This window comes from Amycolatopsis sp. NPDC039088 (genome assembly GCF_055598845.1).
Genome location: NZ_JBVKAE010000007.1, coordinates 91,727 through 105,354, shown reverse-complemented (window position 1 = coordinate 105,354; position 13,628 = coordinate 91,727). Strand labels below are relative to the sequence as shown.

13 protein-coding genes are annotated in these 13,628 nt (G+C 69.0%); 5 read left to right on the top strand and 8 right to left on the bottom strand.

The features are described from left to right. Positions 1-2: 2 nt before the first annotated feature. Positions 3-983, bottom strand: coding sequence for an RICIN domain-containing protein (locus ACZ7KI_RS11295; RefSeq protein ID WP_470273012.1), 981 nt, complete (start codon positions 981-983; stop codon positions 3-5). A 144-nt stretch (positions 984-1,127) separates the two neighbouring features. Here ACZ7KI_RS11295 and ACZ7KI_RS11290 point away from each other — a divergent pair, with 144 nt between their 5' ends. Further along, positions 1,128-1,907, top strand: coding sequence for a hypothetical protein (locus tag ACZ7KI_RS11290; protein WP_470273011.1), 780 nt, complete (start codon positions 1,128-1,130; stop codon positions 1,905-1,907). Next, positions 1,904-3,565 (top strand): hypothetical protein, encoded by a 1,662-nt coding sequence (locus tag ACZ7KI_RS11285; protein ID WP_470273010.1) that lies wholly within the window; start codon positions 1,904-1,906, stop codon positions 3,563-3,565. Before ACZ7KI_RS11290 ends, ACZ7KI_RS11285 begins: the two co-directional genes overlap by 4 nt. A 49-nt stretch (positions 3,566-3,614) precedes the next feature. Here the strand turns inward: ACZ7KI_RS11285 and fgd are convergent, their stop codons facing one another. The 4 genes from fgd to ACZ7KI_RS11265 form a co-directional block, all read right to left on the bottom strand. Then, positions 3,615-4,619, bottom strand: a complete 1,005-nt coding sequence (gene fgd, locus ACZ7KI_RS11280; protein ID WP_470273009.1) for a glucose-6-phosphate dehydrogenase (coenzyme-F420) — start codon at positions 4,617-4,619, stop codon at positions 3,615-3,617. A gap of 133 nt (positions 4,620-4,752) precedes the next feature. Next, the gene (locus tag ACZ7KI_RS11275; protein WP_470273008.1) at positions 4,753-5,184 is read right to left on the bottom strand and encodes a hypothetical protein; all 432 of its coding nucleotides are present in this window, start codon (positions 5,182-5,184) and stop codon (positions 4,753-4,755) included. A gap of 153 nt (positions 5,185-5,337) precedes the next feature. After that, on the bottom strand, positions 5,338-5,754 hold the full coding sequence (locus ACZ7KI_RS11270; protein WP_061980828.1) for a CBS domain-containing protein: 417 nt from the start codon (positions 5,752-5,754) through the stop codon (positions 5,338-5,340). A 61-nt stretch (positions 5,755-5,815) separates the two neighbouring features. Next, positions 5,816-7,009, bottom strand: coding sequence for a zinc-dependent alcohol dehydrogenase (locus ACZ7KI_RS11265; RefSeq protein WP_470273007.1), 1,194 nt, complete (start codon positions 7,007-7,009; stop codon positions 5,816-5,818). Positions 7,010-7,100: 91 nt separating this feature from the next. Here ACZ7KI_RS11265 and ACZ7KI_RS11260 point away from each other — a divergent pair, with 91 nt between their 5' ends. Further along, positions 7,101-7,460, top strand: a complete 360-nt coding sequence (locus ACZ7KI_RS11260; protein ID WP_470273006.1) for a VOC family protein — start codon at positions 7,101-7,103, stop codon at positions 7,458-7,460. A gap of 18 nt (positions 7,461-7,478) precedes the next feature. Here ACZ7KI_RS11260 and ACZ7KI_RS11255 read toward each other — a convergent pair whose 3' ends face one another. Further along, the gene (locus tag ACZ7KI_RS11255; RefSeq protein ID WP_470273005.1) at positions 7,479-7,679 is read right to left on the bottom strand and encodes a hypothetical protein; all 201 of its coding nucleotides are present in this window, start codon (positions 7,677-7,679) and stop codon (positions 7,479-7,481) included. Positions 7,680-7,813: 134 nt separating this feature from the next. Here ACZ7KI_RS11255 and ACZ7KI_RS11250 point away from each other — a divergent pair, with 134 nt between their 5' ends. Further along, on the top strand, positions 7,814-8,320 hold the full coding sequence (locus ACZ7KI_RS11250) for a GNAT family N-acetyltransferase (RefSeq protein ID WP_470273180.1): 507 nt from the start codon (positions 7,814-7,816) through the stop codon (positions 8,318-8,320). Here ACZ7KI_RS11250 and ACZ7KI_RS11245 read toward each other — a convergent pair. Further along, entirely contained in the window at positions 8,245-9,180 is a 936-nt protein-coding gene (locus ACZ7KI_RS11245) for a DMT family transporter (RefSeq protein WP_470273004.1), read from the bottom strand. The two genes, ACZ7KI_RS11250 and ACZ7KI_RS11245, sit on opposite strands and share 76 nt — an antisense overlap. 455 nt (positions 9,181-9,635) lie before the next feature. Here ACZ7KI_RS11245 and ACZ7KI_RS11240 point away from each other — a divergent pair, with 455 nt between their 5' ends. Next, positions 9,636-11,921, top strand: coding sequence for a tetratricopeptide repeat protein (locus tag ACZ7KI_RS11240; RefSeq protein WP_470273003.1), 2,286 nt, complete (start codon positions 9,636-9,638; stop codon positions 11,919-11,921). A gap of 30 nt (positions 11,922-11,951) precedes the next feature. Here the strand turns inward: ACZ7KI_RS11240 and ACZ7KI_RS11235 are convergent, their stop codons facing one another. After that, positions 11,952-13,490: a GGDEF domain-containing protein gene (locus ACZ7KI_RS11235; RefSeq protein ID WP_470273002.1), complete on the bottom strand. Its 1,539-nt coding sequence runs from the start codon at positions 13,488-13,490 to the stop codon at positions 11,952-11,954. Positions 13,491-13,628 lie beyond the last annotated feature (138 nt).

The following is a 13,628-nucleotide window of genomic DNA, read 5'->3' as shown; positions in this document are numbered from 1 at the left end:
TCCTATACCACCGAATCGACGAGGAACACCTGGGCGGCGGTGCCGTCGCACCGATCCTGGATGAGCTGGACGCCGGTCTCGCCGCTCCCCTTGTACACCCCGACACACCACTTGGCGCCGGCGGCCGATTTGATCAGGTACCCCTTCACCGGGGCGGCCACCGGCTCGAAGGCGAACCGCTGATCGGCACGTCCGGGCTCGCAGTTGTCGCCCGCCAGCAGGGTCGACGCGTTCGTGCCGCCGTAGTCGACGGTCACACAGCCTTCGCCATGCTCCGGACTGTGCAGGAGCAGCCGGTACCCGCCCTCGACCTTCTCGACCGACATCGGCGGCGACGCCGTCGCGCAGTCCTGCTGGCCGAGCACGATCCGCTCCTCCTGCACGAACTTCTCCGGTCCTTCCCCGACGCACAACCCGGTATGCGCGAGCCGTATTCGCGTACGCCCGGTCGGGGGCGCGGCGAGGCCGGCGTCCTCGGCGTCCGGAACCGTCGTCGGAGCCGGTGGCGCGGGTGACGAAGAACCCGTGGTGACGACGGGCTGGTCCCGCGGCGGATCGTCGAATACCACCAGCCCGGCCACCACCAGGATCACCACGGCCGCCACCCCGGCCACGGGCCAGAGCAACCTCGGGCGCCGTCGCGGGGATTCCCCCGGGACGCGCTCCGGCTCGGCGGCCTCGGGCGCCGGTTCCGGTTCCTGCTCCGACGCGGCGAGATCGGCCCGCACCGCCAGCCAGCGCTCGACCGTGTCCTCGTCGGCGCCGCAGGCACGGACGAACGCCGCCAGCAGATCGGCCCTCGGCAGAGTGTCCCGCGAAAGCGCTCCGCTGATCGTCGAGCTCGGCAACGGCGTCCCCGCCTTCGCGGCCCGGCGTTCGAGAACGCGGTAACTCAGATCGCTGCGGACGCGAAGGGCGCGCATCGCCGCGACGAACTGCGCCGCATCGGTGGCTTCACGCGGATCCGGCCAGTCTTCGGCCACGACGGTTCCTCCCCAGGTCGGTGGACCCGGCCGAGTCTAGGGGTGTCCGGGATCGTCCGGAACCGTCCGGAAAACCTTGTCCGAGCTGGGCCGGACGGCTTCATTCGGCAACGTCCGACGCTGAGGATGAAAGGAAGGTGCCGAATGCCCCGACGTCAATTCCGCCCGGTCCGGCGGCGACGAACCCCCGGCCCGCTGGCCTGGGCCGGGTTCGCGGGAGGGGTGACCATGGGAGCGCTCGCGGCCACGCTGATCGCCGGGAACGACGAGCAGCCACCGCCCCCGACGACCCAGCTCGCCGCGGGCGAACTGCCGGAAGCGCTCAAGAACATCGTCGCCGAATACCTCGCCGAGGAGGGATACCGGCCGGCCACGGGCGCCGCTGAGGAACCGCCTCCCGCCCCGTTACCGGCTCCGGCCGACGTTCCTCCCCCGGCACCCGCACCCGCCGTGCCGGTCCCCATACCGGTTCCGATGCCGGTTCCGGTGGCACCCGTTTCGACCCGCACCGGATCGGTGTCCCGGCCGATCGAGCCCGTGCCGGAGCCGGTGGCCCTGCCTCTTCGGGTCCCACCGCCGGTGATCCAGGCCGCGCCTGACGTAGTGAAGGCCGCCGTCGACACCGCGCCAGTCCCCGCGCGGCAGGAAGCCGAGCCCGAGCCTGAGCCGGCCGTGAAGGCGGCGGAAGACCAGGTCTCCTTCGCGGCCCAGGAAAGTACGCCCCGGACAGCACGCCAGGTCGAAGCGGCCCCCGAACCCGAGATCGCGGCCCACACGATCACCGAGGTGAGTTCGGGCGACGCGATCGTCGTCCCGGCCGAACCCGAGCCTCGTGAGAAGAAGAGGACGGACAGAGGCACGACGGGCAGCCTCGTCGAAGGTGACACCGTCTCCGTGGCCAAGGCCGAGAGCGAGGTCGAATGAATCCGCTGGTGAAGCCTCCCCGGGTCCTCGGAACCGGCACGCTCGCCGTCGCGGGCCTGATGACCGCGACGGTCCTGATGTCCGGACTGTCGAACTCGCTCGAACCCACGCTGGGGACGGGAGTCCAGCAGGTCGCGTTCACCACCGACCCGCCTCCCGACAAGAACGGACCTGCCAAGGCCAAGGAGAAACTGAAGGCCAAGATCCTGGCGGAAATACTCGATCTGACCGCACCGCTCGACCCCGCGGACCCGAAGTACAAACAGAAGCTGTACAAGCAGGTGCTGGCCAACCGGGCTATCGCCAAGCTGAGCAGCCCGAGCATCTCCGCGAGCGATATCCAAGGCCTGCTGACGGACGCCTTCGAGATCCACCGCAGGTCCCAGGAGACGGCGAAGGGCCTGTTGAACCGCATGTCCAAAGTGGACAAACAACTCGCCGCCCTGCGGAGGCAGGTGGCCGACGCGAAGACCGAGAAGCAGCGAGCCAAAGCCACCGCGAAGCTGACGCAGGCGACGGACAGCCGCAGGGAGCTGAACAAACTTCTCAAAAAAGCCGAGCACCAGGCCAAGCCGTACAACCGGGACGCTCACATCCGGAAGCTCGAACGGGCGATCTGGGGACTTCAGCAGCACGTCAACGGCAAGCTCGGCGAGGAGTCGAAGAAGAAGATCAAGGATCGCCTCGCACAGGCCCGGACGGACCTGGCGACGGCGCTCGCGGATCGCGAGCGCGAACGCAGGGGCGGCGACGAGGACGGCCCTCCGGCCAAACGGCGAGGAGGAGATCCCCCGCCACCGCCGCCGAAAAACCAGATGACCGGCGCCAAGACTCCGGCGACCCCGAAAACGGGGACGCCGAAAACGGGGACGACCGGCCGCGTCCCGACTTCGGGCTACGGTGTCGACAAGGCGTTACGAGGATCGAGCCAGCTACGGGCCGCCATCGGCGCCATGCAGGGGGTGGCGCCGCCGTTCTCCGTCAAAGAGGTCCACGAAAACCCCTACCTGCCCACCGCGTACCGGTTCGCCGAAGCACTGCAGTCGGCGCCGACGGAGAAGAACCGGCGGTTCATCGAGGACGCGATCCTCCAGAATGTCCTTCCCGATCCACACAAACGGAAGACGTTCCTCCAAGCCCTGCGGGACACCTACCGGCCGCAGATCGTGCCGGACGGCAAAGGCGGCTACGTCAAAGCAGTCAACCCGATCCGGACGGAGTGGGAGGAGCACATCACGAGGGCCTTCCCCACGAAGGTGCCGACGCCGCGTCAACAGGCGATCCGCAAACAGGAACAGATCGATCGCGCGGACACGCAGCGCGGCGGCGCGATCAAAAGACCTCTCACGCCGAGGGAAGCGGCGATTCTCAAACAGGAGCAGATCGACCAGGCGGACACGCGACGCGGTGGCCCGATCAGGAGGCCGATCTACTCGCGCAAGGACGCGATCGCCAAACAGGAACAGCTCGACCGCGCGGACGCGCAGCGTGGTGGCCCCGTCAGGAGACACGTGCCCACCGCCCGCGAACTCGCCGTCCGCAAACAGGAACAACTGGACCGCGCGGACACGCAACGCGGTGGCCCCGCGAAGAAGAGCACACAGGAACCGAAGAAGCCGACGGGGAAGAAGGGCAAGAATCTGCCGTCGCCGGTGTGAACCCGGGGTACGGGTAGCGGTGCCGTGCGGCGCCGCTACCCGTACCGGTTCAGCCGAGTTCGCGCAGCCCGGGGACGACCTGCTCGGAGAACGAGCGCAGGAACCGCTCCTGGTCGTGGCCGGGGCCGTGGAAGACGAGGTGGTTGAACCCGGCCTCGACGTACGGCTTGATCTGCTCGACGGCGTCGGCCGGGTCGGAGGTGACGATCCAGCGTCGGGCGACCTGCTCGATCGGCAGCGCGTCCGCGGCCTTCTCCATCTCCGCCGGGTCCTCGATGCCCGCCTTCTGCTCCGGGGTGAGCGAAAGCGGCGCCCAGAACCGGGTGTTCTCCAGCGCCTGCGCCGGGTCCGGGTCGTAGGACAGTTTGATCTCGATCATCTTGTCGATGTCGCCGGTGCTCCGGCCGACCTGCTCCGCGCCTTCCGCGACCGCCGGGAGCAGCTTCTCGGTGTAGAGCTCCATCCCCTTGCCGCTGGTGCAGATGAAGCCGTCGCCCTGCTTGCCGACGTACTTCGCCATCACCGGACCACCCGCCGCGATGTAGATCGGCACCCCGCCCTCGGGACGGTCGTACACGGTCGCGTCGGTGGTCTGGTAGTACTCGCCTTCGAAGGTCACCCGCTCCTCGGACCACAGTTTCCGCATCAGGTCGATCGCCTCGCGCAGTCGCGCGAACCGCTCCTTGAACGCGGGCCACTCGATCCGGGCCACCGCGACCTCGTTGAGCGCCTCCCCGCTGCCGACGCCGAGCAGGATCCGGCCCGGGTACAGGCTGCCGAGGGTGCCGAACGCCTGTGCCACCACGGCCGGGTTGTAGCGGAACGTCGCGGTCAGCACGCTGGTGCCGAGGACCACCCGTTCGGTGCGTTCACCGACCGCGGCCATCCACGCGAACGAGAACGGCGCGTGGCCGCCCTGATGCCGCCAGGGCTGGAAATGGTCGCTGACCATCACGCTGTCCAGCCCGACCTGCTCGGCGAGCACGGAGTACTCGACGAGGTCGCGCGGGCCGAACTGCTCGGCCGACGCCTTGTAACCGATCTTCAGTGCCATCCGGGGTCACCACCTGGGCTCAAGGGTTGTTCTCCCTCACCTTGGCACAGAGTCGATCAGCTCCGCCCATGCTTCGACCGCGCGGAGAGTGTCGGGAACGCCACCCCGGCTTCGGGCGAACGCATTCAGAGGACTAAACGCGGAACACCTGGAAGTCCGGGCCCGGGTCGGTGAACTCGAGCCCGTTCTCGTCCATCGCGTTGAAGACGGTGAACCGGCCGTGCGGGAAGACGAACCCCAGCGCGACCATGCCCTCGGCCATGTCGCGGGTCGTGCAGGCGAGGAGTTCGACGTCCTGGAGTTCCTGACCCTCCAAAGCGGACAGTTCGGGGTGGACGTCGTGACGCCACCGGAGCGGACTGGCCTCCGCCGGATCGCCCCAGAGCCATTCCGCCTTGCCGTAGGGGTCGATCGTGTTCCAGGTGAGCGAAAGATCGTCGAACTTGAAGTGGGTGATCTCCAGCCGCTCTTCGCCGAAGTCCACCACGACCGGCGCGTCCTCGAGCCACTCGTCGTATTCGACGAACCAGGTCAGGTGGACGTGCCGCAGCCTGCGCCCTACCATCCGCGCAGCCGGTCGCCGTGTGCCTTCCGGATGGTGCTCAGCCCGGAGAGCCACCCCGGCTCGTACCCGTCGATGTCGAAGAAAGCCACTCGGCAAGCCTGCCAGGACCCGAAAAAGGCCCGCACGAGCGGGCCTTTTTCCGTAACGGTTCACTCAGTCGTAGGACAGCGCCTCGACCAGTTCACCACTGTCCGGATTGGGCAGTGCCCTGGCCACGTCGGCCTGCGCGACGATCCCGACCAGCTTGTGGCCGTCGATCACCGGTAGGCGCCGGACCTTGTGATTCGACATGGTCCGCATGATCTCCTCGGCGTCGTCGTCCGCGCCGATCGTCACTGCCTCGCCCTGCGCCAGCTCCGAAGCGTGCAACGCCCTGGGGTCCTTGCCCTCGGCGAGCACCTTCACCACGATGTCGCGGTCGCTCAACATGCCCTGGAGCTTGCCGTCCTCCCCGCAGATCGGTAGCGCACCGACCGACTCGGAGGCCATCTTCTTGGCCGCGTCGAGGATGGTTTCGGAACCGGATACACAGGTCACGTCCGCCGTCATGATGTCCCGTGCCGTAGTCATCGTTGACTCCCTTCGTGAGGATCTGCGGCTATCGGATACCCGCTGTGCGCGGGTCGACACCTCAAGCCGCCGAAGGCTCCAGGAGGATTTTGACCGCGCCGTCCTGCTTCTTCTGGAAGATCTCGTAGGCGTGCGGTGCTTCGGCCAGCGGCAGCTTGTGCGTGGCGAAACCCTCGACGCTGAGCGGGTCTGCGTCGTCGGTGATCAGCGGCATGATGTCGTCGATCCAGCGCCGGACGTTGGCCTGGCCCATCCGCAGCGTGATCTGCTTGTCGAACAGGTCCATCATCGGCAGCGGGTCGACCATGCCGCCGTAGACGCCGCTCAGCGAGATCGTGCCGCCGCGCCGGACGCCGTCGATCGCCGCGTACACCACACTCAGCCGGTCGATCGCGGCCTTCTCGGTGATCTTCGCGCCGATCGGATCGGGCAGGAGACCGACGAGGTTCTGCGCGAACCGTCCGACCGGGGCGCCGTGCGCCTCCATGCCGACGGCGTCGATCACCGAGTCCGCTCCCCTGCCGTCGGTGGCCTCGCGGATGAGGTCGCCGATGTACTTGTGCTCACGCGTGTCGTAAGTGATGACACCGGCCGCGGCCGCCTTCGCGAGCCGTTCCGGGACGAGGTCGATGCCGATGACCTTGCCCGCGCCCCGGTGTTTCGCGATCCGGCAGCAGAACTGGCCGATCGGGCCGAGCCCGAAGACCACGACCGTGCCGCCCTCGGGGATGTTCGCGTATTCGACGGCCTGCCACGCCGTCGGCACGACGTCGGACAGGTACACGAAACGCTCGTCCGGCGGGCCCTCCGGCACCTTGATCGGGCCGTACTGTGCCTGCGGGACACGCAGGTATTCGGCCTGGCCGCCGGGGACCTGGCCGTAGAGCTTGGTGTAGCCGAGCAGCGCCGCGCCCTTGCCGCGGTCGGTGACCTGCGTGGTCTCACACTGCGACTGCAGGCCGCGGTCGCACATGAAGCAGTGGCCGCAGGAGATGTTGAAGGGCACCACGACGCGGTCGCCGGGCTTGAGACCGGTCACCTGGGCCCCGACTTCTTCCACCACGCCCATCGGCTCGTGTCCCAGGATGTCGCCCTCGTCGATGAAGGCACCGAGGACCTCGTAGAGGTGCAGGTCAGACCCGCAGATCCCGGTCGAGGTGATGCGGATGATGGCGTCGGTCGGTTCGAGCAGCTTCGGGTCCGGCACGGTGTCCACCCGGACATCGCGTTTCCCGTGCCAGGTGACGGCCTTCATGATGCTCCCTTCGGCGAAGTGGCCACTGCTGCCCGCCGGATGCCCGGATGCGCATCCGGCAAACCTCGCCATCCCGTGGCACCGTGGAACGATGCGAACCCGGATGCTCGCCGTCACCGTCGATTGCCGTGAGGCCGAAGCACTGGCCGCGTTCTGGAAGGAGGCGCTCGGCTATCCCGAAACCACCCGTTGGACGGACAGCCACGGCTTGACCTACGTCGAGTTGAAGAGCCAGGACGTGCCGAGCCTGCTCTTCCAGCCGGTGCCCGAGGAGAAGTCCGGCAAGAACCGGCTGCACCTCGACCTCGCCCCCACCGAACTCGAGCAACGCGAAGAGGTCGCCAGGCTGGTCTCACTCGGCGCCAAGATCGTCGACGATCCCGAGGACGACGACTGGGTGGTCATGACCGACCCGGAAGGCAACGAATTCTGCGTGCTGCCGCGACGCTGAAGCGCCACTCACGTGGCGTCAGGCGGCTTCCTCGCCGGATCGGTTCCCGGGCTCGGCGCGCAACCCGAGCATTTCCAGCAGCATCCGGCAATCGGTCGCGTCGCGGGCGTTCGCGACCACCGCTTCGGTCGCCTTCCGCAGCACCGCCGCGCGCACGATCGTCTCCCCGGCGTCGACGCGTTCCCCGGCCGGACGCGCCCCCTCGTACAGGTTCCCCATGACCCACCTCCACCGTCGTCTTCGTTGATACCTGATTCAGGCTGAGAAGGCCCCTGTTTTCGTGCGGTTCCGACGGCGCCCTCGCCGGTTTCTCCCTAGACTGGCGCCACTCGAACGAGCGGACGGAGCGGGAACTGACCACCGAGTTGCGCGGGGAGATCGTGATACTGGCCCCGGTCACCGAAGCCCACGTCCCGGAGCTGCGGCGGATCATCGGCACGGCCGAGGTCAGGGCACGCTGGGGTTCGGTCGACGATTCCCCCACCTGGCCGTTCGACGATCCGCTGACGGCCTGCTTCACCGTCCTGGAGGACGGCATCGTCCGCGGTCTCGTCCAGTACGGCGAGGAGGAGGACCCGATGTACCGGCACGCGTCGGTCGACCTCTTCCTCGACCCGGCGGCGCACGGCCGCGGGCTGGGTACCGACACCGTCCGCACGATGGCCCGCCACCTCGTCCACGATCTCGGGCATCACCGGCTGGTGATCGATCCCGCCGTGGACAACGACGCCGCGATCCGCTGCTACAAGGCCGTCGGCTTCCGCGAGGTCGGGGTGATGCGCCGCTACGAACGCGACACCGAGGGCGACGGCTGGCACGACGGGCTGCTGATGGACTTGCTCGCCGAAGACCTCACGTAGCGCGTCAGCGCGACGCCTGCCAGCACCACCGCCATCCCGGCGAGCACGCGGGGGCCGAGTTCTTCGCCGAGCACGATCGCGCCCAGCGCTACCGAGACGACCGGCAGCAGGTAGCCGACGGTCGCCGCGGAGGTCGCGCCTTCGTCGGCGATGAGCCGGTAGTTGAGGTAGAAGGTGACGCCGGTGCCGAAGATCCCGAGTACGACGACGGCGAGCACCGCGGTCACGTTGAGCGGCCCGGTCGGCGCCGCGTCGAACGGCAGCGCGAGCGCGCTCAGCCCGGTGGCGGTCAGCAACTGGGCGGCGGAGATCGCGATCGGCCCGCCCTGGCCGACGAGTTTCCGCCCCATGTAAGCGAAAGCGATGGCGTAACTGATTCCGGCGCCGAGCAGGGCCAGCGTCCCCCAGCCGAACAGGCCGCTCTTCTGCCACGGCGCGAAGATCAGCAGGATGCCGGCGAAACCGAGGACCAGCCCGCCGACCCGGACCGGCGTGACGCGGCGTTCGCCGCCGATCCCGATGCCGATCAGCAACGACCACAGCGGGGTCGTCGCGTTCATCACCCCGGCGATCCCGGAATCCACGGTCAGTTCACCGATGCTGAACAACGCGAACGGCAAGGCGTTGCAGAAGAAGGCGGCGATGAGCAGCCTGCCCCAGATCCGGCGGCCCCGCGGAAGGCGCTGCCCGGCCCAGCGGGCCAGTACGAGAAGGACGGCCGCGCCGAGGGCGCAGCGGATGACGGTGAGCTGAACGGGCGGAAGCCCGGTCAGCGCGAGCTTGATCCACAGGAAGCCCGATCCCCACAACAGGGCGAGAACGCCCATCCGGATCAGGGTTCCCGGTGCGCCGATGCTCACTTTGGTCCTTTCGCCTTGCCGCTCGATACCTCTTCAAGCTGCCTCGGCGGACCCGTCAGGACAAGTGAAAAGATCTACACCGACGTTAAGCGGTCCTACATGTTCCGAAAGGTCACGATCGTGGCCGCCGGGAAAGGCGGCCACGACCGGCTCACGAGGAGATCAGTACTCGCCCGGTTGTTCGCAAGGCGGAACAGGGCCTGCTCACATTTCGCGGTCGCGCATGACCCACCTCCCTTTCGACCGGCGCACCGGTGGGGAACGGGCGCGTTCTCGCTCAGTTTGGGGGCAGCCTTTCCTTCTCCGCGCACCCGGTGGCCGTGTTGTGACCCATGTAATGGGAAGGTTGTCGCAAGCGGAGCCATTTCGCCCAGCGGCGAATCGGCAGATGGCCCTGCCCGCCTTCTGGCCGTTGTGGCACGATCTGCCGCGGAGCAGGGAGAAAGGTGCTTCTGGTGACCGAGAATTCCGGCTCGGCCAGATCCGGGGAAGCCGGGAAAGCACGGGCGGAACCGCGGCCGGTTTCGACGGCGGCGTCGGCGTTCGGACGCGCGCTGCGGCAACGGCGGCAGGCCAAAGGACTGGCGTTGCGCGAACTCCAGAAAGTCGCCTACGTCGACAAGAGTCTCATCAGCCGGGTGGAACGCGGGCTCACCCCGCCGAGCGCGGAATTCGCCGAAGCCTGCGATCGCGCGCTGGAGGCGGGCGGGACACTGATCGTGCTCGCCGAAGCCGCCCGTGCGGAACCGTACGTTCACCTTCCGCCTCCGCCGGGCCATTTCGTCGGCCGCGAGGAACATTTCGCCCTGCTCGACGAAACAATCCTCACCGGACCGGCCAAAGTGGTCTTCGTGGCCGGTCCGCCCGGAGTCGGGAAGACCGCGCTGGTCCTGAAATGGGCGAACCGGCGGCAGGAGGAGTTCGACGGCGTCCTCTGGTCGGATCTGCGCGGCTACGCGGCGGGCTCCCCCGCCCAGCCCGCCGACATCCTCGACGACCTCCTCCGCTGCGTCGGTGTCCGCCCCGACCGCGTTCCCGCCGAGGAGCACATGCGGCTCGCCCTCCTGCGCGGTCTCTTGCGGGGCCAGCGCACGCTCGTCGTGCTGGACAACGCGCTCGACTCGTCTCAGGTGCGGCCGGTGCTGCCCGGGACCCCGGACACCACCGTGCTGATCACCAGCAGGCGACGGCTCTCCGGACTGGTCGTCGGCAGCGGCGCGGTGCAGGTTTCCTTGGAGCCACTGGAAGATCTCGAAGCGACGCGGCTCATGGCCGAGCTCATCGGGGACGACCGCGCGGCGGGCGATCCCGAAGGTGTCGGCGAACTCGTGCGGCTGTGCGCGGCGCTGCCGCTGGCGGTGAACATCGCCGCCGAACGGGTCGCCACCCATCCTCACCAGCGTGTCGGAGACCTCGCCGCCGAACTCGTCGCCGAGGGGCGGCGGCTGGAACTGCTCGCGGTCGACGACGACGCCGTCGGGGTCCGTGCCGCCTTCAGCTGGTCCTACCGCGCGCTCGAGGCCGAAACCGCCCGCATGTTCCGGCTGCTCGGCCTCCACCCCGGCCCGCGGTTCACCGCAGGCGCGGCGGCCGCGCTCGCCGGACTGCCCGGACACGAAGCGCGGCGACTTGTCGACAAGCTCGTCCAGGCGCATCTCGTCCAGCAGGTCGGCCCGCTGTACTACCGGTTCCACGACCTGCTCCGTGTCTACGCCGCCGAAGAGGCCGCCGCCGGACAATGGCGGGACGAGCGGCAGGCGGCGGTTTCCCGGCTCACCCACTGGTATCTCCACGCGGCCAACGCGGCGAGCTGGACACTGACGCCCGCCCGCGACCACCACGTCGACCTCGGCCCCGCTCCCGAAGGCGTCGAGCCGCTGCGGTTCGCCACGTTCGACGAGGCCTACATCTGGTGCGCGTCGGAGATGCCGAGCATCACCGGCGTCGCCCGCCTGGCGCTGGACCACGGGCTGTACGAGATCGGCTGGCGGCTGCCGGTGGAGATGTTCGACTACCACCTGCTCGGCAGGCCGTGGCAGACCTGGATCTCCAGCCATGACGTGGCGATCGAGTCCGCGAAGGCGGGCGGCGACCTCGGCGGGCTGGCGTGGTCGGCGATCAACCTCGCCGAGGCGCACCGGCGGCGGGGTGCCCTCGACCGCGCGCACGAGCTGTACAGCCAGGCCGTCGACATCTCCGGCGAGATCGGCGAGAACCCGAGCCTCGGCTGGGCGCTGGTGGGCCTCGGCAACATCGCGCACGAGCGCGAGGACTACGCCGAAGCCGTGCAGCTGGTCGAGCAGAGCGTGGCGGTGAACGCGCGGATCGGGTACCAGCTCGGCGAAGCGACCGCGCGGGTGCACCTCGGCCGGGCCTACCGTGATCTCGGGGACCGCGACCTGGCCCTCGACCACGGCCGTCGCGCCCTCGACGTCTACGCCAAGGACGCCGACCACCACGGCATGGGTTTCGCGCTGGTCCCCCTGGCCAGGACCTGCCGCCGGTTCGGCGACCTGGAGCAGGCGCTCGAATACTGCGAGCAGGCACTGACCGCTTATCGGAACTGCGGTGACGTCTGGGGCCAGGCCGACGCGCTCGACGAACGCGGCTGCGCGCTGGCGGCGCGGGGCCACACCGAGGAGGCGATAGCGGCGTGGCGTGACGCGCTCCAGCTCGTCATGGATCTCGACGACCGGAAGGCGAGTGTCCTGCGCGGCAGGCTCGAGGGCTCAGCTCAGTGACCCGCGTTTAGTCCTCTAAATGCGGCCGGGTCACTCCCGCCGTGAATCGCCGGCCCGGCTCAGCGGGGACGTCGGTGCCCTGGGCGCCGGAGGTTCCGGGGAGACAGGGGCAGGAGGAGCCACGACGACCCGGTTCCGTCCGCTCCGCTTCGCCGCGTACATCGCCGAGTCCGCCGCACGGAACAGCTCGCCGTAATCCGTCGAGTGCTCAGGTGAGAGCCCGACGCCGATCGACACCGTGCAGCCGTGGATCGGTCCCACGGCGCGGGGTTCGTTGGTGGCGTGCCCGCTGGCGAGTTCCGTCAGCCCGGTGATCGCGGTCTTCGCCACGGCCTCCCGGATCCGCTCGGCGATCCGCATGGCCTCCTCACGGGTGGTGTCCGGGAGCAGTACCGCGAACTCCTCGCCGCCCCAGCGCCCGACGACGTCGGAGGCACGCGTGTTCTGCCGCAGTACCGCGCTGACGCAGCCGAGCACGATGTCGCCGCCGGAATGCCCGTACTTGTCGTTCCACTGTTTGAAGTGGTCGAGGTCGAGCATCAGGAACGCCGTCGGACGCCGATCGGTCTGGTCTTCGAGCAACCTGAGCGCCGCGGGCGCGTGGAAGGAGTCCTCGGTCAGCAGCCCGGTCTTCCGGTCGCGCTGGCTGCGCGCGATCGTGTCCGCCAGCGCCTGCGAGAGCCGGGTCGAGCGCAGCGCTACCCCGATCATCACCAGCGGCACCAGCGCGATGTTGACCGCGCCGAGGATCGTGGTGCACGCGGCGAGCTGCAGCGCGTAGACGAAGTCCGCGTTGTCGGCCCAGCTGCCGATCAGCTTCTGACGGCGCCAGCCGCCCCAGGCCAGGCCGCGCGCGATGCTGATCAGGAGCGTCTGCGACGCGAAGTACCAGAGCGCGGCGCCCACCAGCGCGACGGCGGCGAACACGATGTCGCCCGCTCCCTGCGGGAGCGTGCCCGATTCGAGCCAGGTGTGCAGCGAGGTCAGTTCGGTGATCGTGTGCACGCCGAGGATGGACGCGGCGTGCGCGGCGGTGGTGAAGAGGAACGTCGTCATCGCCTTGTGCGCGATGGAGTAGCGCTGCACGCGCACCATCAGCAGCAGCGCGAGCGAGTACGCGGGCGGGAGCAGGACGGCCGCGCTGCCCAGCCAGACCGCGGTCTGGTCGATGTGCTCGCCACGCCGGTCGTCGGCGCGCCGCTGTTCCTCGGGATGCTGGGTCTGGACGAGGTACCAGATGGCGCAGCCCGCGATCACGCCGAAGCGGACGAGGTCGGTGGTGGTGGCGGAGGCCTTGAAACCGCTGTAGAGCGCCCACCCGGACACGGCGAGTTCGGTGCCGAGCATCCAGACCACGGCCGCGGGCGGCAGCCGCCACAGCTCCCAGCCCGCCGGATGGCGCAGGGTGTTCCAGGCACGGCTTCGCAGCCGCCAGACGCGGGCGGCGGCGAGCCCGACGGTGTCGGCGAACCCGCGGACCGAACCGGTCTGCCGTTCCGGGACCACGTCACGGTTCGCGGTCTTCAGTTCCTCCCGTAGCCCGAAGTCGCTGACGAGGGCCACCTCCATCCGTTACGCACCGCACCCGCCTCGATCTTGCTGGTCACCACAAGAGGGTGACAGGGGGACCGCGTTGACGATCGCGTGAGACAGCGCAATGCCTGCGTTCGCCGGACACGATGCCGCCACAAGCTGGCAGGGTGGCTC

Bases quoted from the DNA above. Each gene is read 5' to 3' on its own strand.
- ACZ7KI_RS11290 (WP_470273011.1), top strand. From the start codon at position 1,128: ATGCCCCGACGTCAATTCCGCCCGGTCCGGCGGCGACGAACCCCCGGC.
- ACZ7KI_RS11285 (WP_470273010.1), top strand. From the start codon at position 1,904: ATGAATCCGCTGGTGAAGCCTCCCCGGGTCCTCGGAACCGGCACGCTC.
- fgd (WP_470273009.1), bottom strand. From the start codon at position 4,619: ATGGCACTGAAGATCGGTTACAAGGCGTCGGCCGAGCAGTTCGGCCCG.
- ACZ7KI_RS11275 (WP_470273008.1), bottom strand. From the start codon at position 5,184: ATGGTAGGGCGCAGGCTGCGGCACGTCCACCTGACCTGGTTCGTCGAA.
- ACZ7KI_RS11270 (WP_061980828.1), bottom strand. From the start codon at position 5,754: ATGACTACGGCACGGGACATCATGACGGCGGACGTGACCTGTGTATCC.
- ACZ7KI_RS11265 (WP_470273007.1), bottom strand. From the start codon at position 7,009: ATGAAGGCCGTCACCTGGCACGGGAAACGCGATGTCCGGGTGGACACC.
- ACZ7KI_RS11260 (WP_470273006.1), top strand. From the start codon at position 7,101: ATGCGAACCCGGATGCTCGCCGTCACCGTCGATTGCCGTGAGGCCGAA.
- ACZ7KI_RS11255 (WP_470273005.1), bottom strand. From the start codon at position 7,679: ATGGGGAACCTGTACGAGGGGGCGCGTCCGGCCGGGGAACGCGTCGAC.
- ACZ7KI_RS11235 (WP_470273002.1), bottom strand. From the start codon at position 13,490: ATGGAGGTGGCCCTCGTCAGCGACTTCGGGCTACGGGAGGAACTGAAG.